The organism is Treponema sp. Marseille-Q3903, assembly GCF_014334335.1.
Lineage (GTDB): Bacteria > Spirochaetota > Spirochaetia > Treponematales > Treponemataceae > Treponema_D.
The window spans coordinates 302,072-328,964 of the sequence record NZ_JACSEU010000001.1 but is presented as its reverse complement, the minus strand read 5'-3'; the positions used below and the strand labels follow the sequence as shown (position 1 = coordinate 328,964).

General features: G+C 39.3%; 23 protein-coding genes. 5 read left to right on the top strand and 18 right to left on the bottom strand.

The window, feature by feature from the left end; translation table 11 throughout:
- The first annotated feature begins 1 nt into the window (after position 1).
- Together nrdD and nrdG are read left to right on the top strand one after the other, a co-directional pair.
- Positions 2 to 2,173 (top strand): anaerobic ribonucleoside-triphosphate reductase, encoded by a 2,172-nt coding sequence (gene nrdD, locus H9I37_RS01520; RefSeq protein WP_187380732.1) that lies wholly within the window; start codon positions 2 to 4, stop codon positions 2,171 to 2,173.
- 15 nt (positions 2,174 to 2,188) lie between these two features.
- Positions 2,189 to 2,707, top strand: coding sequence for an anaerobic ribonucleoside-triphosphate reductase activating protein (gene nrdG / locus H9I37_RS01515; RefSeq protein WP_187380731.1), 519 nt, complete (start codon positions 2,189 to 2,191; stop codon positions 2,705 to 2,707).
- Positions 2,708 to 2,798: 91 nt separating this feature from the next.
- Here the strand turns inward: nrdG and H9I37_RS01510 are convergent, their stop codons facing one another.
- The 10 genes from H9I37_RS01510 to H9I37_RS01465 form a co-directional block, all read right to left on the bottom strand.
- Positions 2,799 to 3,284 carry a YkgJ family cysteine cluster protein gene (locus H9I37_RS01510; protein WP_187380730.1) on the bottom strand — a complete coding sequence of 162 codons (486 nt, stop codon included), beginning with the start codon at positions 3,282 to 3,284 and terminating at the stop codon, positions 2,799 to 2,801.
- Between the two features lie 44 nt (positions 3,285 to 3,328).
- Entirely contained in the window at positions 3,329 to 5,161 is a 1,833-nt protein-coding gene (locus H9I37_RS01505; protein WP_187380729.1) for an ABC transporter ATP-binding protein, read from the bottom strand.
- 33 nt (positions 5,162 to 5,194) lie between these two features.
- Positions 5,195 to 5,701: a methyltransferase family protein gene (locus H9I37_RS01500; protein WP_187380728.1), complete on the bottom strand. Its 507-nt coding sequence runs from the start codon at positions 5,699 to 5,701 to the stop codon at positions 5,195 to 5,197.
- Positions 5,702 to 5,713: 12 nt separating this feature from the next.
- Positions 5,714 to 7,432 (bottom strand): ABC transporter ATP-binding protein, encoded by a 1,719-nt coding sequence (locus H9I37_RS01495; RefSeq protein ID WP_187380727.1) that lies wholly within the window; start codon positions 7,430 to 7,432, stop codon positions 5,714 to 5,716.
- 2 nt (positions 7,433 to 7,434) lie between these two features.
- The gene (locus H9I37_RS01490) at positions 7,435 to 9,171 is read right to left on the bottom strand and encodes an ABC transporter ATP-binding protein (protein WP_187380726.1); all 1,737 of its coding nucleotides are present in this window, start codon (positions 9,169 to 9,171) and stop codon (positions 7,435 to 7,437) included.
- A gap of 37 nt (positions 9,172 to 9,208) precedes the next feature.
- On the bottom strand, positions 9,209 to 10,768 hold the full coding sequence (locus tag H9I37_RS01485) for an ABC transporter ATP-binding protein (RefSeq protein ID WP_187380725.1): 1,560 nt from the start codon (positions 10,766 to 10,768) through the stop codon (positions 9,209 to 9,211).
- A gap of 17 nt (positions 10,769 to 10,785) precedes the next feature.
- Positions 10,786 to 11,493 (bottom strand): energy-coupling factor transporter transmembrane component T, encoded by a 708-nt coding sequence (locus H9I37_RS01480; RefSeq protein ID WP_187380724.1) that lies wholly within the window; start codon positions 11,491 to 11,493, stop codon positions 10,786 to 10,788.
- Complete coding sequence (locus H9I37_RS01475; protein WP_187380723.1) at positions 11,494 to 12,102, bottom strand: MptD family putative ECF transporter S component; 609 nt, start codon at positions 12,100 to 12,102, stop codon at positions 11,494 to 11,496.
- Positions 12,103 to 12,258: 156 nt separating this feature from the next.
- Positions 12,259 to 14,007: an ABC transporter ATP-binding protein gene (locus tag H9I37_RS01470; protein ID WP_187380722.1), complete on the bottom strand. Its 1,749-nt coding sequence runs from the start codon at positions 14,005 to 14,007 to the stop codon at positions 12,259 to 12,261.
- 220 nt (positions 14,008 to 14,227) lie between these two features.
- Positions 14,228 to 15,565 (bottom strand): MATE family efflux transporter, encoded by a 1,338-nt coding sequence (locus H9I37_RS01465; RefSeq protein ID WP_187380721.1) that lies wholly within the window; start codon positions 15,563 to 15,565, stop codon positions 14,228 to 14,230.
- Positions 15,566 to 15,767: 202 nt separating this feature from the next.
- Here H9I37_RS01465 and H9I37_RS01460 point away from each other — a divergent pair, with 202 nt between their 5' ends.
- Positions 15,768 to 16,691 carry a DMT family transporter gene (locus tag H9I37_RS01460; protein ID WP_187380720.1) on the top strand — a complete coding sequence of 308 codons (924 nt, stop codon included), beginning with the start codon at positions 15,768 to 15,770 and terminating at the stop codon, positions 16,689 to 16,691.
- Positions 16,692 to 16,696: 5 nt separating this feature from the next.
- On the opposite strand, the gene H9I37_RS01455 is transcribed toward H9I37_RS01460, so the two are convergent.
- The 7 genes from H9I37_RS01455 to H9I37_RS01425 form a co-directional block, all read right to left on the bottom strand.
- The gene (locus H9I37_RS01455) at positions 16,697 to 17,284 is read right to left on the bottom strand and encodes a manganese efflux pump MntP (protein WP_187380719.1); all 588 of its coding nucleotides are present in this window, start codon (positions 17,282 to 17,284) and stop codon (positions 16,697 to 16,699) included.
- Between the two features lie 106 nt (positions 17,285 to 17,390).
- A complete protein-coding gene (lysA, locus tag H9I37_RS01450) occupies positions 17,391 to 18,665 on the bottom strand; it encodes a diaminopimelate decarboxylase (RefSeq protein ID WP_187380718.1) in 1,275 nt (424 codons plus the stop codon).
- Between the two features lie 57 nt (positions 18,666 to 18,722).
- Positions 18,723 to 19,703 (bottom strand): diaminopimelate dehydrogenase, encoded by a 981-nt coding sequence (locus H9I37_RS01445; protein ID WP_187380717.1) that lies wholly within the window; start codon positions 19,701 to 19,703, stop codon positions 18,723 to 18,725.
- 94 nt (positions 19,704 to 19,797) lie between these two features.
- Positions 19,798 to 20,487 (bottom strand): TrmB family transcriptional regulator, encoded by a 690-nt coding sequence (locus tag H9I37_RS01440; RefSeq protein ID WP_187380716.1) that lies wholly within the window; start codon positions 20,485 to 20,487, stop codon positions 19,798 to 19,800.
- A gap of 99 nt (positions 20,488 to 20,586) precedes the next feature.
- The gene (locus tag H9I37_RS11595; protein ID WP_187380715.1) at positions 20,587 to 21,042 is read right to left on the bottom strand and encodes a prepilin peptidase; all 456 of its coding nucleotides are present in this window, start codon (positions 21,040 to 21,042) and stop codon (positions 20,587 to 20,589) included.
- A gap of 70 nt (positions 21,043 to 21,112) precedes the next feature.
- On the bottom strand, positions 21,113 to 21,856 hold the full coding sequence (nudC, locus tag H9I37_RS01430; protein ID WP_187380714.1) for an NAD(+) diphosphatase: 744 nt from the start codon (positions 21,854 to 21,856) through the stop codon (positions 21,113 to 21,115).
- 59 nt (positions 21,857 to 21,915) lie between these two features.
- Positions 21,916 to 22,320 (bottom strand): RrF2 family transcriptional regulator, encoded by a 405-nt coding sequence (locus H9I37_RS01425; RefSeq protein ID WP_187380713.1) that lies wholly within the window; start codon positions 22,318 to 22,320, stop codon positions 21,916 to 21,918.
- A 135-nt stretch (positions 22,321 to 22,455) separates the two neighbouring features.
- Between H9I37_RS01425 and pheT the strand changes: the two genes are divergently transcribed.
- Positions 22,456 to 24,759 (top strand): phenylalanine--tRNA ligase subunit beta, encoded by a 2,304-nt coding sequence (gene pheT / locus H9I37_RS01420; protein WP_187380712.1) that lies wholly within the window; start codon positions 22,456 to 22,458, stop codon positions 24,757 to 24,759.
- 32 nt (positions 24,760 to 24,791) lie between these two features.
- Here pheT and H9I37_RS01415 read toward each other — a convergent pair whose 3' ends face one another.
- Complete coding sequence (locus H9I37_RS01415; RefSeq protein ID WP_187380711.1) at positions 24,792 to 25,559, bottom strand: TrmH family RNA methyltransferase; 768 nt, start codon at positions 25,557 to 25,559, stop codon at positions 24,792 to 24,794.
- Between the two features lie 116 nt (positions 25,560 to 25,675).
- Here H9I37_RS01415 and H9I37_RS01410 point away from each other — a divergent pair, with 116 nt between their 5' ends.
- Entirely contained in the window at positions 25,676 to 26,650 is a 975-nt protein-coding gene (locus tag H9I37_RS01410) for a DUF4097 family beta strand repeat-containing protein (RefSeq protein ID WP_187380710.1), read from the top strand.
- Positions 26,651 to 26,893 lie beyond the last annotated feature (243 nt).

Genomic DNA, 26,893 nt, shown 5'->3' with positions numbered 1-26,893 from the left:
TATGAAACTCATTAAACGCAACGGCGAAGAGCAAGACTTCGACGCTACAAAGATACAAAATGCTATACAAAAAGCAAACATGTCTGTAGAAGAGATTTACAGAATGTCTCAAGATACCCTCAATGAAATTGTAATCGCAGTTCTTAACTCTCTTGAAGGGTTTTCGACAGTTGGCGTAGAAACAGTTCAAGATAAAGTTGAAAAAGCGCTTTCTCACAATCACTACGAAATCGCAAAATCTTATATTCTTTACCGTGACAAAAAGCGCCATATGAAAAAATTTACTGAGTCTGAAGAAAAAATCCTTTCAATAGTAAATGGCAGAGATGAAGATATCAAACAGGATAACTCAAACAAAAATCCGGTTCTCCTCTCAACACAACGTGACTACATTGCGGGAACTATGGCAAAAACAATCGGTAAAAAAATTTTGCCAAAAGAACTCGTCGTAGCTCATGAAAAAGGGCAGATTCATTTTCATGACATGGATTATTCTCCGTTGCAACACATGAGCAACTGTTGCCTTGTCAATCTGAAAGACATGCTTGCACACGGATTTGTTTTAAATTCTGTTGCAATTGAAGAGCCAAAATCTTTCCGCACTGCATGCAATTTGGCGAGTCAGGTCGCTCTCCACGTAAGCAGTTCTCAGTACGGTGGGCAGACAATGTCCTGGGCGCATATAGCAAAATACGTTGATGTTTCTCGCCAAAAAATTACCCGCGACATAAAGTCGGAAATTGGCGAAGATTCTCCTCTTATATCTAAAATTGTCGAAAAACGAGTTCGTCAGGAGATATGCGATGGAGTTCAGACTTTTCAGTATCAGATTCTATCTTTGAGCGGAACAAATGGGCAGTCTCCATTTATTTCAATGGCGATGAACTTTGACGAGTGCGAAAATGAACAGCAGGAAAAAGACCTTGCAATTGTAATTGACGAAGTTTTACGCCAACGAATAAAAGGTATCCTCGACAAAAATGGCAATTGGGTTGCCCCTCTTTTCCCGAAACTTCTGTACTTTTTAGATACATGTAACGCAGAAAAAGGATCACAATATTATTATCTTACAGAACTTGCCGCAGAATGCGTTTCTAAACGAATGGCTCCTGATTTTATATCTGCAAAAGTACAGCGAAAGATAAAAGAAGTAGACACTCCTTATCCTTGCATGGGCTGCCGTTCATTCCTTACAACTGGCTGGAAAGAAAACGGAAAAGAAAAGTTCTACGGCCGCTTTAACTGCGGAGTTGTTACAATCAACCTTCCTTTTGTTGCACTTGAAAGCAAACACAACATCGACGAATTCTGGAGAATACTTGATGACAGGTTGGAACTCTGCTATCGAGGTCTTGTTGAACGCTATAAATCGCTAAAAGGGACAAAAGCAAAAGTTGCCCCAATTTTGTGGATGTACGGCGGACTTACAAGAAAAAATGCGGAAGACACGATCGATGATGTCATCACAGGACCTTACTCAACATACTCTTTAGGCTACGTTGGACTTTGGGAAACGACATATTATCTGACAGGAAAAAAACTTCTAGATAAAGAAGGAAGGGATTTTGCAATTTCCATATTGAATTTCTTCCATCAAAAACACGACGAGTGGCACAAACGCCTTATGGTAGAAGGAGATTCAAATTCATATTTAAACACTTCTACTTACGGAACTCCTGAAGAGCAGACTACGACACGATTCAGCAACGCTCTAAAAGCAAATTTCGGAATTGTCGAAGGGGTTACAGACCACGATTATGTGACAAACTCTTACCACATCAATCCTGCGCAACAAATCGATGCTTTCAGCAAACTTTCGAACGAGGCTGAATTCCTTAAACTTTCAACAGGAGGAGCTGTATCTTACGTTGAACTTCCGAATATGGAAAAAAATCGGGAGGCTTTGCTTTCCGTTATCGATCACATATACAACACGATTTTGTATGCAGAATGCAATATAAAATCCGATATCTGCAATGTTTGTGGGCTTCACGGTGAGATAAAACTTGCCAAAGAAAACGGAAAATTTCTGTGGGAATGCCCGAACTGTCACAACCGCGATTTAAACAAGATGAGCATTTTACGACGAATATGCGGTTATATTGGCGACATGAGCACCGGTGCAAGTCAAGGGCGATTGGGCGATATCCACGACAGGGTTTTACACTTGTAATAAAAAGGAGGGAAAATGTACTACGGAAAAATAAAAAAGAGCGATATTGCAGATGGTCATGGGGTTAGAGTATCTCTGTTTGTTTCCGGATGTAGGAATCGCTGCCCGGGATGCTTCAACAAAGAGACATGGAGTTTTACTTACGGCAAAGAATTTACAGATGATACGATGAATGAAATTCTTGAAGCTTTGAAACCTGACTACATAAAAGGTTTTTCGATTCTCGGGGGCGAAATAATGGAAGAGGAAAACCAGCCTAAAGTCCTTGAAATAATTCAGCGAGTCAGAAAAGAATTTCCACAAAAAGATATTTGGGCATGGACAGGATACGTTTACGACAGAGACTTAGTAGAAGGTGGACGCAAATACATCAAAGGTATAACAGACGAAATTATAAATAACATAGATGTTCTTGTGGACGGGCCTTTTATTGCCGAAAAAAAAGATATCTCTCTCCAATACTGCGGCAGCCTGAATCAAAGAGTTTTAAAAATCGGTCAAATCAATAAAAACTCTATTCTTGTTGCAAAATAAGGGCTAGGCAGGACAAACAAAAATGCGTTTATGCGTTTTGTTTGCTTTCCGCACGGTTGCGTTTGCACGTTTGCGGTTGCCCGGCTCTGCCTTATCCGTGATTTTCTTCAGCTTTAATCAATTCAAGCACATCTTCTTTATGCAAAGGCTGATTTTCGCTGTACAATTTACTTGCTTTTTCAATCTCCCTGACAGAATGGCATTCTCCTTTGTTGATACCGGGACACTCTTTTGCGCATTGTTCCCAAGTCTCTTTGTCTTTTATCATCCATGTCCAAAACGGATATGTTGAACATTGGATTGGGCGAGCAGGATAGCAGGAACAGCCATTTTCCCACAAAACGCAATCGTAATTATTTTTTTCAATCAGTGCCAGCACTTGAGTCCCGTAATAATAATCTGCCCAACGGCAATATTTCTCTACGAAGCTTTTTAGCGGCAGATTTTTATATTCACAGAGTGCAAGCAAATCTCGTTTTGAAAGATACACAAATCCAGGCGAATGCCCGCAGCAAAACGAGCATTTAGCACAAGTAAAATTCAATCCGTCTTTATAAAATTTTTCACTGTTTTCCATCTTGCATCTTTCTTTTTTGACGTTTTACGCTGCAAGCATTTAGTTTACACTTTCCACTCTATTCCTTTTTGGAAATTGCTCCACATACCAGCGTACAAACCTTTGCGTTCGAGCAGTTCATTGTGTGTTCCCTGCTCTGCAATCTTTCCTTCGTCGATGACGCATATTTTGTCGGCATTTACGATAGAAGAAAGGCGGTGTGCAATCATTATAACAGTTTTATCTTTTAATAGAATATCAAATGTCTTTTTTATTTTATATTCATTTTCGGCATCAGCAAATGCGGTCGCTTCGTCAAGCACAATGATCGGAGCATCCTGCAAAAGTGTTCTCGCAATTGCAAGCCGCTGTGCTTCTCCGCCGGAAACGTAAGTTCCCTTTGAGCCATAAACAGTATCGATTCCTTCCGGCAACTTTTCAATGATATCCATGCATTCTGCCTTTTGTAAAGCTTCCATCACCTCTTCGCGAGTCGCATCTTTTTTACCATAACGAATATTTTCAAAAATACTTTCTTTGAATAGCTTATTTTCCTGAAATACAAATCCGATAGTATGCATCAAATCTGTTGTCTTTACATCACGAATATCGACTCCGCCTACAGAAATAGAACCTGAATCGATTTCCCAAAAGCGTCCTAGCAGATTGGCAAGTGTTGTTTTACCGCCGCCGGAAGGACCGACAAGCGCCGTAAGAGAATGCTCCGGTATTTTTAGAGAAATTCCATCTATTGCATTCCTGTTTTCTCCATCAGGTTCTGATTGTGTCTTATAAGAAAACCGCACGTCCTTAAATTCTATGTCATACTTTTTAGGCAAAATAGAGATTTCCGGTTCTTTTGTCAAAGAAGCATGCAAAATGTCTTCAATGCGGTTGAGTGCATTGTTAGAGCGCTGATGAAATGTATTTGCATACATTATTTTTATCAGCATTGAATATGTAACAGGTGCAAATGCAAGATAAAATACAAAACTGTAAAAAAAGTGCAGGTCAAGAGTCGCAGTTCCTGCAAGCAAAAGAGCTGCCGGAAGCAAAAATAAAAATCCAAGCTTGATCAACGACAAAAAAATCGAATATGAATTTTCCCACGACAAAGAATATTTGTGAACAAATTCTTTGTACTTCATAATAGACGTATAAAAATTTTTAAAATAATATACGCTCTGATTAAATGTTTTGACAACAGAGATGCCGCGTACGTATTCAGTCCCTGCGCTGTTCATCTGTTCAAGTGCGTCTTCATAATTCCGCATGAAATCCGCATTTGCGCTGACTTGCATCAATATAGCTTGAATAACAAATGCAAGCACTAGTGGCAAAAGAGCGATGAGCCCAAGCCTCCAATCAAACACAAGCATAAGCCCGAGAATCGCAAGTGGAGATACAATATTTTGTGCAACATCAGGCAGATTGTGTGCTATCAAAGTTTCAAGCTGATTGATGTTCTTTTCAAACACTTTGCGCACTTTTCCGCTTTCATGCGTGAGATGCCAACCGATTGGAAGGTCTGCAAGAGTTTGTGTAATCGAAACAGAAAGGTTTTCCTCAATTGCAAAAGCAGTCGCATGCGAAAGCAAAAGAGCTATATAATACAAAACAAAGCCGCCTGCAGCAGACCCTACAGCCCAAAGTCCGTAATACATAAGTGCTGAATAATCGACAGCCTCTTTTGCAACAACTGCAGAAACAACATCTCTCATTACAAAAAATACCATGATGTACGGCACAAAACTAAAAAGCGCACTCACCCCAGAAGATAGGAGCGACAACGACAAAAGCGGTTTTCTATTTCCTGCATAACTTAAAAGCCTCTTGACGGCATCCTGTTTTGCAGGGTTTCTGTCCTGGTCTTTTTTATTATCAATTTTATCAGTCATAAAAACATACCTCTTAATTCTATAAATAAAATGCTATCCATTTTTGATTTTTTTCCACGGAATAAAACGGTTTACGCGTTTGCAATACGCAACATAGCTTTCTCCAAAAAGGTTTTTCAGCCATTTTTCTTCGGTAAGCTTCATAACCGCCGTAAGAAATCCCCAAAAAATAAAAGGCAAAATCAGCAAAACCCAATTTCTACAGAACAAAAGCACACCTGTGCACAAAAACAAAAAGGCAGAATAGATAGGATTTCGCACAAGCCCGTAAACTCCTTCTGTCGCAAGCTGATTCGATTTTATTTTTTCATCTATTCTTGCTTTCAATACGGCAGTACACCAAAGAGCAATTCCTCCGACAACAAGCGCAACTCCGGCAACTATAAAAATAGCCGAAACTACAGGATTTCCGATATCGCCTTTTGCAATCATCCCTATTTTTTTTAAGACGATGCCGCCTACAGTAAAAGCAAAGATAACCGCAATACAAATCGGACCGACACCCATCAGAGGGAGATGTTCTTGTGATTTTTTTTCCATAAGTTGCCTCTTTTAGTAAGTATATGTTTCCGTCAAACCTGATTTTTCAATCATATCGCGATACAGAGGCGACTCTTTGAGAAGCTCTGCGTGAGTGCCTTCAGCATCGATTTTTCCTTTGTTCATCACAACGATTTTGTCGACATTTTCGATAGATTTTAGGCGATGCGAAATGATGATAACTGTTTTATTTTTTATCAGCGCATTTAAGCTTTCCTGTATTTTCATCTCGTTTTCAACATCGAGAGAAGCGCTTATTTCGTCGAGGATTATGATAGGGGCATCTTTTAAGAAAGCTCGGGCAATAGAAAGTCGCTGACGCTCACCACCTGAAAGCCTGCTTCCGTTTTCGCCGATGACTGTATTGAAGCCTTCCGGCTGCGCTTCAATAAACTCTGTACAGTTCGCAAGTTTGGCTGCCTTTTTTACTTCATCATCGCTAGCGTCCTTGTTTCCAACCCGAATGTTCTCCATTATTGTCGTGTTGAAAAGTCCAACATCCTGGAAAACGATTGATATTTTGTCAAAAAGGCTGTCTGTATCGATTTTTGCAATATCTTTGCCATCTATCAAAATTTGACCTTTATTGTAGTCGTAAAGCCTTGAGGCAAGTCTAAGAACAGTTGTCTTTCCACAGCCTGACGGACCAACAAGAGCTGTAACTTTATTTTGATCAGCCTCAAAAGAGATTCCGTCTATAACTTTTTGTCCATCGTTGTACGAAAACTGAACATTTTCAAATTTTATTCCAAAATGCTCTAACGAGACAGGCACTCCTTGCTGAGTCTGAGTCTCGCGAAGCTCATTAATGCGCTTTACACGAGAATCTATATACATCAATTCTGTAAGGTTTGACTCAACACCAGCGACTGCGTCTGTAATGCGAGAAGCTGCAATAACATATCCAATAAAATACAAAAGAGGCGCCGTTCCTGCCAAATACATTTTCAATCCAAAAAATACGGTAAAGCCAATCGAGAATTTGAGCAAAAATAACGCGATATTGAGCGGAATCGCCTGATGAGCCTCCACAGATAGGTGAAGCCTTTCTGCCTCGTCAACATTTTTGTTCAATTTTGCAGCTGTATCTTCTGTCAGTCCGTAACTTTTTATTTCCTGCTGAAGCTCTATCGCTTCCTGAAAAAAGTCAGCGCGTTCACGCTGTTTCTGAAAATCTCTAGTTGTTTCTCTTATTTGAATTTTTTTAGACAAAATAAGAAGTATAAAACTGATGATAATTGGCACAAATATACACAAGCCCAAGCCTGGATGAGCCGCAATCATTATTACGCCAATTATGATTAAATATAGAACAAGTCCGATAGTCTGCGGAATTGCGTGGCTTAGCGCATGCTCAATTGTAGCGACATCTGTCATGACTGTTTGAGACAAGTCAGAAATATCGTGTTTTGAAAAATACGCGAGAGGCAATGCCTTTAGGCGGTCTGCAATATTTACTCGCAGTTCCTTGCATTCCTTGAATGTTGCCGTATACAAAGTGTTGTAATTGATATGCACAAGCACATACATAACGACAGCAAGAGCAACTATCAGCCCTCCATAAAACAAAGCGGAACGCAGTGTGCCATCAAAAAAGTTCTGAAAGAAAAACATAGCTAAGAACATTGGCAGTATAAACGAGACATCTGCAAGCATAGACCATACAGACGCTTTTATTATTCCTTTTGCGCCAGATTCGGTTACTCCGAATAAATTTTGTAATTTCTTCATTTTTAGACCCTCCAGTCGTTAGCCTTGGAATAAAGCTTTTGCAGGTGATAATATTTTCCTGCTTTTTGCATAAGCTCTGCATGGCTTCCACGCTCAACAATATTTCCATCTTCTACGACGAGAATTTCATCTACGTTTTTAATAGAGCTTAAGCGGTGCGCAATCATAATAACAGTTTTGTCCTTCATCAAATTAGAAAACGCCTGCTGAATCTCATATTCGTTTTCAGGGTCTGCGGCGGCGGAAGCTTCGTCCAAGATTATAATATTCGCGTTTTTCAAAATAGCGCGTGCGATTGCCACTCTCTGAATTTCTCCTCCAGACAAGTGTACGCCATGAGAGCCAATCATTGTCTTTTCTCGTTCAGGAAATTTTTCGAGAATATCTTCACATCGAGCGAGTTTGAGCGCGTTGATCACTTGGTCATAGCTTGCGTCTTTGTTTCCCATTCTGACATTCTCAAAAATACTTGTTTTAAAAAGCTTTGATGTCTGGAAAACAAACGCGATGCTGCGCATTAGAGCATTTCTTGAATATGATGAAATATTTTTTCCGCCGATTAAAATTTCACCTGAATTTATTTTGTAAAACCCGGAAATGAGTTTTGCGATAGTCGACTTTCCGCCACCAGAAGAGCCAACAAGCGCATAAGTTTTGTTCGGCGCCAACTTAAGGCTGACATCTTTTAAAATTTTTTCTTCTGTATACCCAAATGAAACATTTTTAAATTCTATTCCAAAATTATCAAAAGTTTCTTCAGTTCCGTGTTCCAGATTGTCTTTTTCCATATCAGAAAAAAGATTTTCAAGCTTATCTACAACGCTTTTTGCCTGAAAGTTATACATTCCAACATACATAACACGCATAAAAGATGAAAAAAGAACTCCTGCAATGCATATAAAAAATACACACTTTGCAATGATAAGTGTTCCATCAGCTCCTTTATTCATAAAGTAAATTGCCGCAGGAATTGTAAATACCGCAAATAAATTAAAAAGCACTTGGAAAATAACATAAGGGGTGCGGCAACTGAGAGTGTATTTATAAGCCAAGTCAGAGTAGTCTGTAATCGCCTGATAAAACGCCTTAAATGATTCAACGGTGCTTTTAAAAATCTTTACAATCTGCATACCGCGAACATATTCAACGGCTTCGGCATTCATCCTTTCCAGCGCTGCCTGATACTTTTTCATAAAGCCTTTATTGCCCATCATAAACATCATCTGCACGCCGCCGATTATTGTAATAGCCACAAGCAAAAGTCCAAGCTTAACATCAACTGCAAAAACAATGAGAAACATAAAAAGTGGAGTAAATATAGCTGACACATTGTCTGGAATTAAGTGCGCTATCAACATGTGTGTGTCTTGCGCATTGTCATCTATAAGCTTGCGGATTTTTCCGGACGGGTTCATGTCAAAAAAAGCAAACGAAGCGTTCATCATGTGTATTATCGCCTTTTTGCGCAAATTCGACTCAAGCCTAAAACCAAGCACGTGAGATGCCCATAGCGCAAGAAAGTATACGATTGCGTATCCTCCCAAAAGTGCTACAATCACTGTAGCGTATGTCGCTCCATCTGTAACATTTTTTGTAACTAAAAAGGCATATAAAAATTTCCATAAAAACCAAAATGCCCCCATCTGTGACGCAACTCCAAGCACAGCACAAATAATTGAAATATACACACAGTGAATTTTTTCTGGCGTATATTTTAATAACCTCTTATACGTATTCATATAACCTCCTACAATTATTCTCTTTTTCATGCAATTTTCATGCAATCTCCGAGCGTATGTATTCAAAAGCTTTTTCAGCTTGAACGGCATTATATTCCGTTTGCTGCACAATTTTTCCTTTTTCCATCAAAAGCAATTCATCGGCAACCATACTCAAAAATTCAAAGTCATGACTTATGATGAGGATAAGCCTATCGGGCGCACGGACGGAGTTTATGAGAGCAGCAGTCTCTTTCATGTGAAAATAATCCATCCCACTTGTCGGTTCGTCAAAAATCAAAATCTTAGCACCGGAAGCAACTGCCGCCGCAACAGAAACTCTCTGTTTTTGTCCGCCCGAAAGGCTCAACGGATGGCGGTCTTTTAATTCTGTCAAATTCAATGAAGAAAGGAGTTTTTCGATATCGACTTTCTGATTGTGTTTATTTTTCCCAAGTGCGATTTCATCTTCTACGCTTTCGGCAAAAAGTTGATACCCAACATCCTGCATGACAAGATAAGAAATCTCCAATCTCTTTGATGCCGATTTTTTTTCTTTTCCAATAATAACCCACTCTTTGTTAGATTTTGTGATTCCTGAAAGGCAGTGCGCAAAAGTACTTTTTCCTTGACCGCTTTTTCCAACAAGTGCGGTTATTTTTCCAAAAGAAAGAGACAAGTTTTCTACATCGACGATGACAGTTCTGTCTTTTGGAAACCGATACATAAGATTTTCTACAAACAGCTTTTCACAAGACGACGGAACACCATCTCCTGTATGAACGTCTCCACGTTTAAAAACTTGACTGTCGAATGTAACAGGGCGCAAAAGCAGCTCTTTTCGTTTTTTTTCTGATAAACAAGAAAACTCTTCGGAATAGAGCGAATTTGAAATCTTTCCGTCTTTGATTATGAGAACTCGGTCTACAAGTTCTTTGAGAAAATACAGGCGGTGTTCGCTTATGATGATTGTTTTGCCGGCAGCCTTGAGTTTTCTCAAAACTTGAGCGATTTTTTCGATATAGAACACATCCAAATTTGAAGTCGGCTCGTCGAACAAAATGATGTCCGTATCAGAAGCGAGAGCGGAAGCGATTGCTATCAGCTGTTTTTCACCGCCGGAAAGATTAAAAATGTTGCGGTCGAGCAAATGTTCGATGTGCAAAAATGATGATACTTCGGTGAGGCGCTTCTGCATTGTTTCAAACGGAGTTCCCATATTCTCGAGAAAAAAAAGAATCTCGGAAGTTGTATCTAAATTGAAAAACTGTGATTTTGGATTTTGAAACACTGTCGCAGCTTTTTTTGACACTTCATAAATAGGCAGATTTGCAATGTCCTCGTGCCTGATAAGAACGTTGCCAAAAAGAGCGCCTTCATAATAGCGCGGAATCAATCCGTTCAAGAGCCGCAAGATGCTCGTTTTGCCGCAACCGGAAAGACCCGTCAGCAAAAGGCATTCGCCTTTGCGCACCTGAAACGACACGTCGTTTATCGCCGAAGCATCATTTTTTGCTGCATAGTTAAAAACAATATTTTTTAGCTGAACGGCAGGCGGAGTGTCCGTATGCGCAGTTTTCTGCCCGATTATTCCGTCTTCCACATTATTTTCACGCATATTTTATCCACTCCCGTTTACCACACATAGAGTCGCGCACCGATGACTACACAAATACCTACAGCAATATACAACAACATAAACACATCTACGATGCCGAAGCGGGCGGTTTTATAGCGGACTTTTTTGTTCGGAGAATCGACCCCTTTTGTATGCCCTGCTGCTGCAAGCTCCTCTCCGATGCGGGACGCCGAAGCCAAAAGCGGCACCATCATGTATTCGAGCGTCAACAAGGGATGCAAAATAATGTTCAACGCATTCAGCCCGATGCCGCGCATTTTCATCGCATTTTTGATATTGCGATATTCTTCGCCGAGCGTGGGGAAAAAGCGGAACATCACAGACAGCGTGATGACAATACTTTTTGGCATTTTGAGTTTTTCAAGCGCACTCATCAAAAGCCCGACAGGAGTGGAATCGATAAGATATTTTCCCGCTATAACTGGCAGCATAAAACGCCGTACCATAAATGCCGCCGGCAATACGATGCCGCCCAAAAAGCCTGCATCTTGCGGCACATACGAGAGCGCGGCCAGTACGCCGAAAAAGAGTAGCAGTTTTACCGCCGTTTTTGCCTGTCCGTTTAAGAAAAACAAACAAGCGAAAAACGTTATATTGACCGCTTCAACATACATCGGAACGGGAAGCGCAATCGAAAGCCCCATGCACAGCACCAAAAAAAGTTTTGTACGCGGGTCAAGAACGAGTTTTACCTGTTGTTCCAATTACACCAGCCCCGCTTTCACAAAATGCTTTTTTAACACCTTGGCGCCCAAAAAACCGCCGAGAAGACCGCCTATAAAAGTGCTTGCGTATAGCAGCGGCATAATCCATATCGGAAGGCTGACAAGCTGCGTTGCGTATTCGGCTCCTAACATCTTTTCGGTCAGGGCATAGTATTGATCTTTTAAGATATAAATCTGCCAAAAAGCACCGCACAGCCCCAGAGACATAAGCGCATAGCCTACAATGCTCCCCTTGACGGTTTTATAGCCGATTGCTTTGCGTACCAGTTCTGCAAGTGCTGCAACGATAAGCGAGTGAACCGCTACCACCGGCGTGTGCCCCATCAGTGTCATAAGGCAGCCCGGAATGGCCGCAAAGATAAACAGTGCAAAGGGCTTCGGCGTTTTAGCCAAAAAGAACAAGGCAACGATACCCAAAAGCAAACTTGCCGCAAAGGGGAAAAACAAATACGTTACTACTAAAAAGCCGAACGGCATGCCGACGATGAAAAGTCCGGCAAAATAAATAACGGAGAAAATACCGATATTAACCAAATCCTTTAACACAAGGCGTTTTTTCCCGCCTGACTGTACTTGTGTTTGTTCCATAAAAACTCCTATAAAAACACCGCGTTAGCGGCAGCGCATGGAGGCGCTGTATCAAAGTTTATGAAGTGCAACGCACGAATAAACTTTAGTGCTAAAAATTACACGGAAGTAATTTTTAGCACACCTCCTTTGTTTTACAACTTTTTATTAAATAGTTTACACTTTCCATTGCTCACTTTCGTGCTGCAATCTGTACATCTCCCGATAGATTCCGCCTTTTTCAATAAGCTCGGCGTGTGTGCCGCTCTCCGCAATTTTTCCTTCGTTCAGGACAATAATCTTATCTGCATTTTCAACAGTGCGAAGGCGATGAGCGATTACAATGACAGTTTTATTTTTTATCAGAGTGCTGATAGCTTTTTGAATTAGCGTTTCATTTTCAGGGTCGAGGGCGGCTGTCGCTTCGTCCAAAAGGATGATTGGAGCGTCTTTTAAAAGAGCGCGCGCAATAGAAAGCCGCTGCCGCTCTCCGCCGGAAAGAGTATATCCGTTTTCACCGATTTCCGTATCATAACCTTTCGGCAATTTTTGAATAAATGAATCGCATTGAGCTGCTTTTGCTGCAGCAAAAACTTCTTCGCGTGTGGCATTTCTGTTGCCAATCAGAATGTTGTTGTAGAGCGTATCGTTAAACAATACAACATCTTGAAAAACAATCGAAAAAGCGCTCAGCAGAGTTTCAGGGTCAACAGTAGAAACGTCTACTCCACCGACACTGACTTTTCCAGCAGTCGCATCCCAAAAACGCGCCGCCAAACGAGCGATTGTAGACTTCCCACAGCCGGAATGCCCTACGAGGGCTGTAATTTCACCTTGTTTTGCAGTAAAGCTGATTCCGTTTATAACTTCCTCGTCCGAGCTGCTATTTTGCTGATTATAAGAAAATGAAACATTATCATAGCAAATATCGTAGCCGTCCGGTTTAAATGTTTCGCTCCCTGTCTGCTTTGGATAATTTACAATCGCCTGTTTGCGTTCAACGGCAATCATCATATAAAAGAGTTCACTTAGAAGCATAAAAACTGTAGTCAAAGGGTCAAAAATGCGACAAGAAACTAGCAAAAAAACTATATAAGTCATAAGCTCTATCTGACCGCGCGAAAACAAATATGCACCGTAAGAAATAACAAGAGGGAATCCAAAGCGGATAAACATTGCCACACAAAACGTAAGAGCCCCTAATGATGCTTCAGTTTTCAATGCAGCTCGGCTCATCTCCGAAAGACCTTTTTTAAGACCGTTTACATAAGAGTCTTTTTTGTCGGAAGATTTTAGCACTTTGATATTGTCTATCATTTGCTGAAGAGAATCGTATATCGCATCTCTTTTGACGATAACTTTTTTCATTTTTTTTTCGGAGAATTTGCGGCTTCCGACTAAGATAAAAAAGCCTGCAAATGCACAAATGAACAGAGCGATTGTCATGCGCCAATCCAAAATAGCAAGAAGCGCAGATGCTATCAAAATAGAAATTATGCCGCTAAAACTTTCAGGGACAACATTCGAAAGAGATTCTTCGAGCGTTGTAACATCATTCAATAAAGTTGAAGTCAAATAAGACAAATCTTTTCTGCCAAAAAATGCAAGAGGAAGTTTTCGAAGCGACTCTGCAAGAGAAATACGGACATTTGCAGCTTCTTCATAAGCGCCGTTGTACATTTTGCCGTATTTTAATTTTTCAAGGATAAATAAAACGATGATAAGCGCAATGACAGCTCCTGATATTGCCCAAATGTTTGGAGCTGTAGCACTCTGCTGCATAATGCGCGATAAAAAATATTGAAGCACGTACAAAGAAAGCCCTAACGGTATCATAATAAACAGATTGATGATAATTCCAAACATAATAGACGAGCGCAGATTTCTCGTTCCTGCATCAGATAATGCAAAAAATCTTTGTAACATAAAATCTCCAAAGCAAAAAATGAGTTAGCTAAGGCTAACACACTGGCGTCATAATATATTTTGTAAAAAAATTTGTCAATAGAGATTGTTTTGCCGTTAGTTTAAAAAATACGAACCCGGCTCCGTTATTTTGTTGTATCTTTTGTTATATTTATGGAAGAATACTTGAGATTATTTCTTTTGTTATTACAAAGACAACCTCATCGCAAAAAGTCGAATATTATTTAAGTATCTTTTTTTTCATATACAGATATCGCCACCATGCCGTCGTTCCAGCCATAAACCATACCAACCCGAGAGACCACCATATTCCCCAAACACCAATTACAGGAATTGCAACCAAAATAAATGGCACAGTAAAGCGTCCAATCACTTCGACAATACCGTTGAACATCGCAAAAAAAGAATCTCCCATGCCGTTTAAAATGCCACGAACTGTGTAAATCATTCCAAGAAATATATAAAACAGGCTCGTTATCTTGATAGCGTTCGCTCCCATTTCGATAACAGAAGTTTCTTTTACAAACATTCGTATAATTCCATGCCCGAAAATCTGAACAACAGGAATCATACAAATCGTAAAAGTCGCCATCATCAACATTGCTTTTCTATAGCCGTTTATCATTCTGTCATATTTTTTTGCACCAAAATTTTGCCCACAATAAGTTGAAAGAGCGGCGCTCAATGTCTGATAAGGCATGTGAATAATCTGCTCTACACGGCTTGTAGCTGCAAAAGCGGCAACAGCAACCGCTCCAAATGAGTTAACTACGCGTTGCAACGCCATACACGAAATCGCAATCAGAGAAAACTGGAGCGAAAGAGGGATTCCAATTTTTATACATTTCCACATTAAAAGGAAGTTTACCCTCAAGTTTTGGCGACTAAGTTTAAAGTACGAATTTGATTTTATAGCATAAATCAGGCAAAGTGCCCCGGAAATAAGCTGCGAAATCAAAGTTGCAACTCCTGCGCCAAAAACGCCCATGTTAAAATAAAGGACAAAAAGAATATCAAGCCCGACATTCAAAAAGCAAGAAAATATCAAAAAATAAAGAGGCGTTTTCGAATCTCCAATCGCACGTAACATAGATGAAACAAAATTGTATAAAGATACAAAAATAATGCTTAAACACATAATCCGCATATAACTTTTTGCGACCGGCAAAATAGATTCAGGAGTGTTCAAAAGAACAAGAATCTGACCTGCTGTAAAAAAGGCGATAGTTCCGATTACAGCAGGAACTAAAAACATAAGATACGCAACGTTTGCTATGCAATTTTTTACCTTTTCTTTATCCCCTTCTCCAAAAGATTGAGAAGCGACAATTCCTCCTCCGGCACCAAACCCATTGCAAATCGCAAAAAAGAAGAAAGTGATAGAACCAGTCGAGCCAATCGCAGCCAAAGCGTCTGCGCCAATGAGCTGCCCAACAATAACCGAATCTGCAAGATTGTACAATTGCTGAAAAATATTCCCAACAAGCATTGGAACTGAAAATATAAGAATCAAACGGACAGGGTTTCCCTCTGTCATATTTAAAGTATTTTCTTTCATACATCGTGGATTATAGTTTTTAATTCCAAACAAAAATTGTACGTTTATACAAAAAAGTATGTATTTTTTTTTCATTTTATTGCCATTTTTAGTAAAACTCTCTCATCTTTCTGCTATTTTTTTTCAAAACTCTCACATTTTACCGAAAAATTGCAGTTATAATATAATTGTATTATAATCTATCAAGGCTTTAATAATGATAATGGAAAAACTGCACAATAAATCCGATACTACAAAAGGAATTTTATTTTTAATATGTTCGGCTTTTTTCTTTGCTTTGATGGCGGTCTTTGTAAAGCTATCTGGAGACATCAGCTTTGTGCAAAAAGCATTTTTCAGAAATGCAGTCGCTTTTTTAATTGCGGCAGGCGGAACTTTTGGAGATATAAGAGCCAAAGGCAAATCCGTAATCATTATTCCAAAAGGAGCATTGCTTTTTTTAATTTTGCGAGCAATCGCGGGGTCTGTTGGAATTTTTGGAAATTTTTACGCGATCGACAGAATCGTTTTAGCAGATGCCACTATCTTAAATAAAATGGCTCCATTTTTTACACTGATTTTCAGTTTTATAATCATTGGGGAAAAAATAAAACCTATTCCTCTTATCTGTGTAATCGTAGCGTTCTTAGGTTCTATTCTGATAGTAAAACCATCTTTCAATTTTACTCAGATGCTTCCGACCGGAGCTGCATTCATGGGCGGCGTTGGAGCAGGATTGGCATACGCAAGTGTACGAAAGTTGAGTTACCTCAAATGCAATGGAAAAATCATCATTTTATTTTTCTCTGCTTTTTCTATGACGCTTTCTGTGCCTTATATGATTGTAAATTTTAATCCGATGTCATTTTTCCAAATTTTGATGCTTGTTTTTGCAGGAATTTGCGCAGCGGGAGGTCAATTTTCGGTGACGGCTGCATATTATCACGCTCCGCCTAATAAAATTTCAATTTACGATTATACTCAAATTTTATTTTCTATGATTTTTGGATTTTTCCTCTTTGGTCAGATTCCAGATTTTTTAAGTTTGACAGGGTACTTCGTAATAATCGCAATGGCCGTTTTAAACTTTATATACACAAAAAAACACTGCGAATCGGAGAATGTTTCAGTCTCCGTCGGTGATTAAAGAGATTAAAAGAAAACCCCTCTTATAAAAATTTCGATTCCAATACAGATCAGGATAATTCCGCCAAAAATCGCCGCTTTTTTGCTCAAGGCTGTTCCTGCTTTTTTCCCGATAATCAAGCCGGTAACACAAATCAGAAAAGTGACAACAGAGATAATCAACGATGCTGCCAAGGCCATAAAAGAACAGTAGTCGGCGATTGTAACTCCTACAGAAAGCGCATCTATAGAAGTTGCCACACCTTGAATCATAAGAGTTCCTGCCCCAAGTCGCAAATCAGTTTCTCTCCCCTCGTCACATTTGGTACCCTCTATGACCATTTTGCTGCCACAAAAAATCAAAAGTATTAAAGCAATACCCGGAATGATTTTATCAAACGCATTAAAATGAACAACGAGAGTGTGTATGAAAACCCATCCGGTCATAGGCATCGCAAACTGAAAAAAAACGTAAACGCCCGCGATCAAAAACATTCGCCTGATACACATTTTCGGTTCGTTCAGACCATCTGCCATAGAGATAGAAAAAGCATCCATAGCAAGCCCAACGCCAAGCAGGATGCTGTTTATAAAAAATATTAAACTCCAGCTCATAAAGGAGTACAAGTATAAAATTTCGTAAGAAAAAAGTAAATCTTTTTTTCTGATTGTAGGAACTAAGCCCTATGACAACAGTTTATTAAGTTGCAAAACCTCAAAATCAAAATAACTTCATCAAATCGTCTATCGTCTCACGGCGACGGATCAGTTTAATGGAAGAATCTTTACAGATTAAAATTTCTGCAGGACGAGGACGGCTGTTGTAAGTTGAACACATACTCCAACCGTAAGCTCCTGCATCGAGAACGCAGACAATGTCTCCCCGAACGGTTTTCGGAAGCATTCTATCTTTTGCTAATATATCTCCGGACTCGCAGATGTTCCCTGTGACTGTTTGTTCAAAAAGAGGTTCTGCATGTTCTCCTTCACGCAATACAACGTTTCCATTTCTTATTATTTCAATGTCGTGCCAGCTGCCGTACATACTAGGTCTGACAAGGACATTCATGCCTACATCGGTGCCAACGAAAGTCTTTCCGCTGTTTTGTTTTACAGCTTGGACTCTTCCAAGAATTACGCCACCTTCCGCAACACAGTAACGACCCGGTTCAGATTTAAACAAAGGAACTTTTCCATATTTTGAAGCAAAATCATCGAGAATTGGCTCCAGCCTGCTTTTAAATTCTTCCATCGGAAAATCTTTTTCATCATCAAGTTTATGATAAGGAACTCCATATCCACCGCCAAAATCTATAAATTCAAGTTTTTCAAACCCAAGCGCGATTCTCAAAAGATTTGTGACTGCGTCAAGATAAGGCTGTGGATCCATAAAAAGAGAACCTATATGCTGATTGATTCCAACAATTTTTAAGCTATAATTTTTTGCAATTTCAAAGATATTGGGAATATCTTCCTCTGCAATTCCAAACTTAGTTTTTTTTCCACCAGTTATAACTTTTTCACAGTGCCCGGCTCCAACTCCGGGATTTATGCGAACGGCACACTTCCGTTTTTCATTTGGCAATTCTAAGTCGCAGCAAATCTGCCCATAGAGTTCAAGCTGCGCAAGACTGTCCAGACTTGTCATAATCCCATGTTTTACCGCAAAAACAAGCTCATCGGAAACGTTGTTTGGAACAAAAAAAATTCTGTCAGTCGGAAATCCTGCCCGTAAAAGCATTTGAATTTCGCCGACGCTCATCGCGTCACAATTGATTCCCTCCTGCATGGCTAATCTCAATATGTGTATATTTGAATTTGCCTTTACGGAATAATTTGCCGTATACGGATATTTTGTTATCACTTTGGCAACTTTTTCCATTCTATCTCGCAAAATGCGTTCATTATAAACATAAAGAGGAGTTCCGTATTCAGAAGCGATCTGTTCTGGATTTCTACCTTCAAAAAAGTTTGATTGATTGATGTATGAGTTCATATTTTCTCCAAGTTTTTGTCACACTGACGACGCTATTTTTGTTGTGTAATCTCTATTCTACAACAAATGCGCTCTGATTTCTTCTCCGCTCAACGGACTTAAATATGCAGGTGCAATATCAAAAACTGTTTTACACCCTGTCTGACCTTCATTTTTCATTTTATAAATTGCTCGCGCAAACGCCACAATAACGCTGGAAGTAAACGCAGGGTTTGAGTCGAGTTTAAGGCTGTATTCAATTATGTTGTTATTTTCTTTTTCCCAACCTGTTTTTCCTGTACGAAATACAAATCCTCCGTGCGGAATGCCTGAATGGTCGCGTTTCAATTCTTCTTCTGTGATAAAATGAACAGTCGTATCGTAATCGGCAAAATAATTCGGCATTTCTTTTATCTCTTTTTCAATGCGAGCCTCGTCCGCTCCTTCTTCGGCAACTACAAAACATTCGCGCGTGTGTTTTTGGCGTGTTGTAAGTTCCGGTTTTTTGCCAGAACGGACAGCATCTAGAGCAGCTTGAACTGGAATCGTATACTGTTTTCCATCTTTTACACCTTCAATCCGACGAATCGCATCGGAATGCCCTTGAGAAACCCCTTTCCCCCAAAATGTATAATCTTTTCCATCAGGAAGAATGCAGTTTGCATAAAGACGCGCCAAGCTGAACATTCCCGGATCCCATCCGCAACTTATGAGGGCTATATGTCCGCTATCTTTTGCAGCTTTATCTACATCCGCAAAATGTTCGGGAATTTTTGCATGCGTATCAAAACTGTCGATTACATTGAAATACTTTGCATATTCAGGAGTTTGTTTTGGAAGATCTGTCGCACTTCCCCCGCACATAATCAAAACATCAACTTCGTTATTGTGTTTTTTAACATCGTCGACACTGTAAACAGGAACCCCTTCCGTCAAAATTTTTACATCAGACGGATTTCGCCTTGTAAAAACACACGAGAGCTCCATATCAGGATTATTTTTTACAGCAGCTTCAACGCCTCGCCCAAGATTTCCATACCCGAGAATTCCAATTTTCATATATGCCTCCAAAAATATTAATGTCGTCTAAAAAACTCTACCAAAGGTCACTTTTTTATTACGTGGCTTCCCTCAAAATCCTTGAATCTCTTAATTACTTATCAAGCAAAATTATTTTGTTTTTAAGAGCCTCTTTCATCACTGCAACCAGATTTTGTTGTCCGGAATATAAACAACTATCATGTTCGCTCCCTGTAAGCTCCCCAGTCAAAACATAAGCCGAATCAGTGATAAAACGCAGTTGACCATTTTCTGGTTTTGTCTCATAGATTTTCGCGCCTTTCAGCTTAAAATCATCTGTCAAAATCACAACTTTTTTTCCGGTTTCTATAAGTTTTTTTAGGTCTTCCTCAAATTCTCTGACAATATCGGCAGACGCCATGATATAGAGGCGAAATTCCGTTTTTTCAAGCATTTCACGAATTTTGTTGCGTATATTTTTTTCGCCCTGAATTGTGATGTAGCCGTCAGCTGCTTTTATTTTTTTAGGACAGTGCTTTTTTAAGTATAAAGCCTTGCGTGTAAGCTCTTCAATTCTGTTTTTTGTAAACTGATTTATTTCCACCGGTGTGTATTTTGAAGATTCTCCCTGAACTACATAAAGCGCACCTTTTTCTACAAGAGATGAAATTGAAGAATAAACGTTTGATCTAGAAATTCCAGTTTCTTTTCCAACCTCATACCCAGTCATCTCTCCGTGAGAGATAAATTCTGAATAAATAACAGCCTCCTGCCGAGTCAGCCCAAAATCTGCCAAAATATCGATTGTAGTTGAATCTGCCATAAATCACCTTAAAACTTGCAAAACCGCAGTTAGTAGTATTAATAAGAACTACTATTGAAAATGTAATGAAAAAACTCAACTGTGTCAAATGAGATTGCCTTATCTAATAAAATTAAAATAAAAAAAAGTCCCCAACAATCCTATAGACATAAAAGGGACAAATGGTATTTTTCCAGAAAAAGACGAGACTCCGTTCCTGTAAAATATCTTTTTTATAAATAAAAAGACTGCTGCGCAAACAACTTCAATTAAAAGGCAAAGAATCATCTCTCTTGGAACAAGGCAAACTCCTTGAAAAACTCCAAATAAAATATCTCCTTTTCCAAATCGCCCGTTGCAAATATATCTTACGACAAAATAAAATAGACCTACAAAAAATCCTGACAAAACAACCGCCATTAATCTTGAAAAAGAAAAGCGAATGCCATCTTCGCAAAAAATCAGATTGGAAAAAATGACAGACACAATTCCCAAAAAAATAACAAAATTGGGAACTCTCAACTTTATAAAATCCCAAAAAGAACACACAACAGAAACGCAAACAATTATAATCAATAAAAAAAGGTTGAAAAAGGTCAAGAACTCTCCTAAAATTGCGCAAATCTTTCAATTTTTGATAAAATTTTTAGTAAAGCCCGTGAATAAGCCGATACGCGATAGAGCCCGGTTTTGGACTGGCCGGCAAATTATCGACATCAAACCAACCGGCTTCAGTAATCTCTTCTTTTTGCAAAGCTAACTCACCGCTGTCATACTCGGCAGTAAACCCAAGCATAAACTGATTTGGAAACGGCCAACTCTGGCTTCCTCTATATATGATGTTTTTTACTTTCAGTTTTGTTTCTTCAAAAACTTCGCGGGCAACAGCATGCTCCGCAGATTCTCCGCTTTCAATAAAACCGGCTATGCAGGCGAAAATATCTTGATTTCTATAAGCATGCCGGGCAAGCAAAACTTTTTCATCTTTTTTTACGACAACGATTATGCAAGGCTCTATATGCGGGAAGCAAACCTTGTGACATTGTGGGCACTTTCGCGCAGTCAGGAAAGGATGCCCTATTAAACCCGCTCCACAAGCCGGGCAAAATTTATAATTCATTCGCCAAGTGAGCAATCCTTTTGCACGGAATGCCCTGAAAGATTCTTCTTCGTCTTTCACAGAAGAATATTCTCGCAATGTCAAAACCTTAAAAGAATCAGGAAGGTTATCTTTGGATTTTAGCCCGAGAACTTTCAAATCAGACTGTTTTTCTTCAAAATAATCAGAGAAAGTATTTAAATCTTTTATTCTCTGTAAGTCTGAAAATTCAGGCAAACTATCATCCGACTTCAAGATTATCTCTTTATCGCAAATAATATAACAACTCATTTTTCGCCTCTAAAAATAAAATTTATCTATATTTACGAGAAAAGCAAGAAGCTCTGTTTTCATTGATTTATCAAATCTGCAATGCTGATGCTATCCAAATAACTTTCTATCAATTTATCGAGCTTATTCCACATTGAAAGCGTTTTACATGTATCTTTACGGGGACATCTTTCAGCATCTTTTTCAAGGCATGCAACAGGCGCCAACGTCCCCTCTGTCAATCGCAAAATATCGCCTATCTTATATTCGGAAAGGACACGATTCAATCTATATCCGCCGCCTTTTCCATGTACTCCGTCGACAAACCCAGCCTTTGACAACGTTGTCATGATTGCCTCTATATATTTTTGAGAGATTCCCTGACGTTCTGCGATTTCTTTTAGTGGAATTCGCTCTTCTTCGGGATGTTCAGCCATATCGACCAAAACTCTCAATGCGTATCTTCCTCGTGTTGAAACTATCATCTTTGCCTATTATACCACGAGGTTGGAGTGCAAACAACACAAACCGGCAATGCACTTAATTGAATATATAATAAAAATCTTCTATAATTGTGTATTCAAATTTCACACGGCAACCGCCGTGCCAGAGGAAAAAAAATGCCAAAGATTGAATGTAACGAAAAACTATTTTTTGATGCTCTCGGGAAAAAATACACTTACGACATATTAGAAAATTTACTTCCTTGTGCTAAAGCTGAGCTCGACGAAAAACCGGATATCAGCCTTCCTGAAAACGAACGCATTGTAAAAATCGAATTAAACGATACAAACCGCCCTGATTTGTGGTCAACGAACGGGGTTGCTCGCCAAATAAGGATTCACGAAGGTGGAAAAAATTTTGATTACATGAAATTGATGAGCAACAAAGGCAACAGCGACTATGAAGGTCGGGTTGTTGAGGTTGACCCGGAAGTTAAAGATATTCGCCCTTACATGGTTGCTTTTATGATTACAGGAAAAGCAATCGACGACCCGATGCTTAAAGATATTATTCAAACGCAGGAAAAACTCGCTTGGAATTTCGGCAGAAAACGCAAATCAATCTCGATGGGGCTTTATCGTGTCGATAAAATTAAATTTCCTGTAAAATATCACGCAGTTGATCCTGATAAAACGAGTTTTATACCTCTTCAGTGCGAAGAAAATATGACTTGCAGACAGATTCTAACAGAGCATCCAAAAGGAAAAGATTTCGGCTGGATTCTCAAAGACTTCAAGAAATTCCCTCTCCTTTCAGACGCAAACGGAGAAGTGATGTCTATGCCTCCTATCATCAACTCTGCGACTCTTGGAGCCGTTCAAGTCGGCGACAAAGATTTAATGGTTGAACTCACTGGCGACAACATCGAAGGTCTTATACTTTCTGCAAACATAGTTGCGTGTGATTTTGCAGATCAAGGATACACAATCAAACCGATTCTCGTAAGACACCCGTACGATACTCCTCTCGGCAAAGATATTCTAGCTCCTTTATATTTTCAGCCAACAACTAAAACAACTCTAAAAGCTGTAAATAAACTCCTCGGTTCAGATTTTGATATGAAAACAGTGGAAGATTCATTGATACGAATGGGAAGCTCTATTGAAACTCACGGAGAAGAAATCATCGTTAGTCCGGCCCCATACAGAAACGACTTCCTACACGAAGTTGATATTATTGAAGATGTTATGATTGGTTGCAACGTTTCGGCGTTTGACCCGAGAACTCCTCAGGACTTTACTGTTGGTCGCCTCCTCCCTCTGACAACGTTCAGTCGCAAAGCAAAAACTTTGATGGTGGGGCTTGGCTATCAGGAGATGATTTTTAATTACGTAGGTTCAAAGAAAGACTACATCGACAATATGATGATTGACGGCTCAAAGGTTATCGAAATCGCAAACCCGATGAGCGAAAACTATCAATTTATCAGACCGGAGATTCTTTCTTCCTTATGCCGTGCTGAAAGTGGGTCTGCAAACGCAATGTATCCTCACAAAGTTTTTGAAATCGGAAAAGTCGCTTATCTGAAGGAAGACGAAAATACGGGAACAATCACAAGACAGCATCTTGGATTTCTAACAGCTTCGGCCAATGCAAACTTCAACACGCTGGCATCTGAAGTTTCAAGTTTGCTTTACTTCCTCGACCACGAGTACAATGTCGTTGAGACAGACGATCCTCGTTTCATAGCAGGACGCCAAGCCGGAATTGTAGCAGGAGGAAAAATCATAGGCGTTTTTGGAGAAGTTCATCCGCAAGTTCTCGAAAATTGGGGAATTACAACACCATGTGCAGCAGGAGAACTCGACCTTGAAGATTTGATGGCGCATGCTGATACAAAGACAGAAGCGGAAAAGAAAAAAGAAGCAAATACAGACTCTCATTCTGAAGCCGGAAATCAGCAAAAATCCGAAGCTGAGACAAATCCCGAAAAATACTTCAACGAGCATATTGAACTTTTAGTTGCAAAAATTGAAAAAGTAGAAATAAACCCTCAGGGTGATAAGCTTTATATCGAAACAATGAACGACGGAAGCGGAACACCAAGAATCATTCAGTCTGGGTTGCGTCCATATCTGAAGCCGGAAGAATTGCTCGGGCAGCACGTCATCATCGCTGCAAACCTTGCACCTCGCAAGATGAAAGGCGTTGAAAGTCACGGAATGCTGCTTGCATGCGATTACACAGAAGATGGAAAAGAAAAAGTTGAATTGCTGACAGCTCCATGGGCTGCTCCCGGAACTCAAGTTGTGCTGGAAGGCAACGCTACGTGTGCAAAGCCGTCAAAAATCGATATAGAGCATTTCTGTAAAATTTCTTACAAAGTTGTTGCAAAACATGCGACGGCAGCCGGAAAAAAACTGTTCGCAGACGGAAAGCCTATCACTTTAGAAAAAGTAACAGACGCAGAAATAGAATAATAAAACTTGCACAGGATTCGGCAAATTTTCTCTCATTTTTTACAAATTTCATAAAAAATGATGCTTGAAGCCTGTGCAACATTCAAGCTGTCAATCACACAGCTTTTGCCTTCGCTCATTTTGTACCAAGGAATAATCACAAGCTCGTCGCAATTTTGTTTTATGACTTCGCTGATTCCTTCTTCTTCGTTTCCAAGCACAATCATAAAAGGAAGTTTTGTATCCGCTCGCAAGTCCGCAACAGTTTTTTTAGCATCAAGGCTTGTCCCGACGCGAATCATTTTTCCTGCAAGAGCTTCCAAAAGTCTTGAAGATGAACGAACGCTGAAAATGTTTACATATTCCATCCCACCTTCCGCAATACGGTAACTGCTTGTAGTTATTGATGTCTGAGCTTCGTCTAGTGGAATTACTATATTTTTTATTCCAAAAAAAGCTGCGCTTCTAACAATTGCACCAAAGTTGTTGGCATTTCCGATTCTGTCCAGCAATATAGCATTCTCGCCGTTTTCCGACCATGAATCGGTGATATCCGAATCGAGCGGTAAAATTTCGGGATAATCTATCATAGCGACAACCCCCTGATGATGAACAGTTCCGCTCAGCTTTTCCAAATCTCCGGCAGGTTTCATATTGTAAATTCCGTGATTTTTAGCTAATTTTTTGCATAATCCGCCAAACAACGGAGCTTTTTCTTCGGTAAAATAAAGCCTTTTAATCTTTTCCGGATGATTTTTTTCAACTTTCTTTACAGCTGCAAGTCCGCAAACTGCAAGTTCATTTCTTTGAGTATTTTTCATATTTCCAAATATACACAATTAGCATTTTAAATGATACACTAATGGGTATCAAAAAATACATTCATGTGTATTAAACTCTTTATATAAACATTTAACCCCAAAAACAGGAGTTCTCAATGGGAAAAAAACAAATTGCATTTTTTTGTTCATGTTTTTTAGTATTTGCTGTATTTGCAGAAAAGAATCTTATAAAGCGAGAATTGATAAATTCAGAAAACATGCAATCTATCAACCTCATGCTATCGTTTGAAACAGTTGAAATTCAAGAATATCTTTCATCAGATGATGTAACTATAGAAATTTACGGCAATAACAAAGAATTTATTCCGGCAATCAAATTCGCAGATTCCGTTCTTGCGATGAAATCGGTACCTATAAATTTTTGGAATTTAAAAATACATATTTCATGCAAAGTGATTATCTATATTCCATCGGGTAAAAAACTCGATAAAGTCCACGTAGGGCTTTCGAGCGGTTCATTAAAAATGAGCAACATAAATGTCAATAAAATAAAACTAACCTCGACAAGCGGAAGTATCTCAACACAAAATATCTCTGCTCAAGATTTCGTCTTGATAGAATCGACAAGCGGTTCTATCAAATGTGATGAACTTAAAGCAAAAAATTCTGTAAAGGCGCACAGCTCAAGCGGTTCAATAAATATAGAATCTGTCGAATCCGATACAATCGTATGTGAGTCGACAAGCGGCTCTATCAAAATCGAAGAACTTTATTGCGATTATGCAGATTTACACTCAACAAGCGGAAGCTTAAAAGCGCACGATATCGCCGCCAATTATTTTGATTTTTCAACAACAAGCGGAAGCATTTTTGCAGAATTTGAAATTGCGCCGTCCGCAGACTCTTCTATTAACTCAACAAGCGGTTCTGTCGAAATCATAGTGCCGGAATCCGAAAACTATAAATTCCATTTTTCATCAAACAGCGGAACTTTAAGAAACAAGATTGAAAACATGAGAAAATCGCTTCGAAACGGTTTTACATACACAAAAACGCAATCTCCAAAAGGCGGCTCGCCAGCTCAAATCAATGTTCACACAACCTCAGGGAACATTACGCTTGATGATTAAACTCTAAAAGCGAATCTTGAAAAACAAACATATTTGATAAAAATCCCCCTAACCGATTTTTCGGAAAGGGGGTTTTGATGTGAAGTTTATCTTACATATTTGGGGCTGTCCAAAAACTTCAGTTTTTGGACAGCTTCCTTGATTTTATGTGCGACGTTTAAAATTAAGTCATTATAATATAAAGACTTAATTTTAAACTCGACAGGCTGTCGAGAAAGTAATCGACTTTTGAGACAGCCCCTT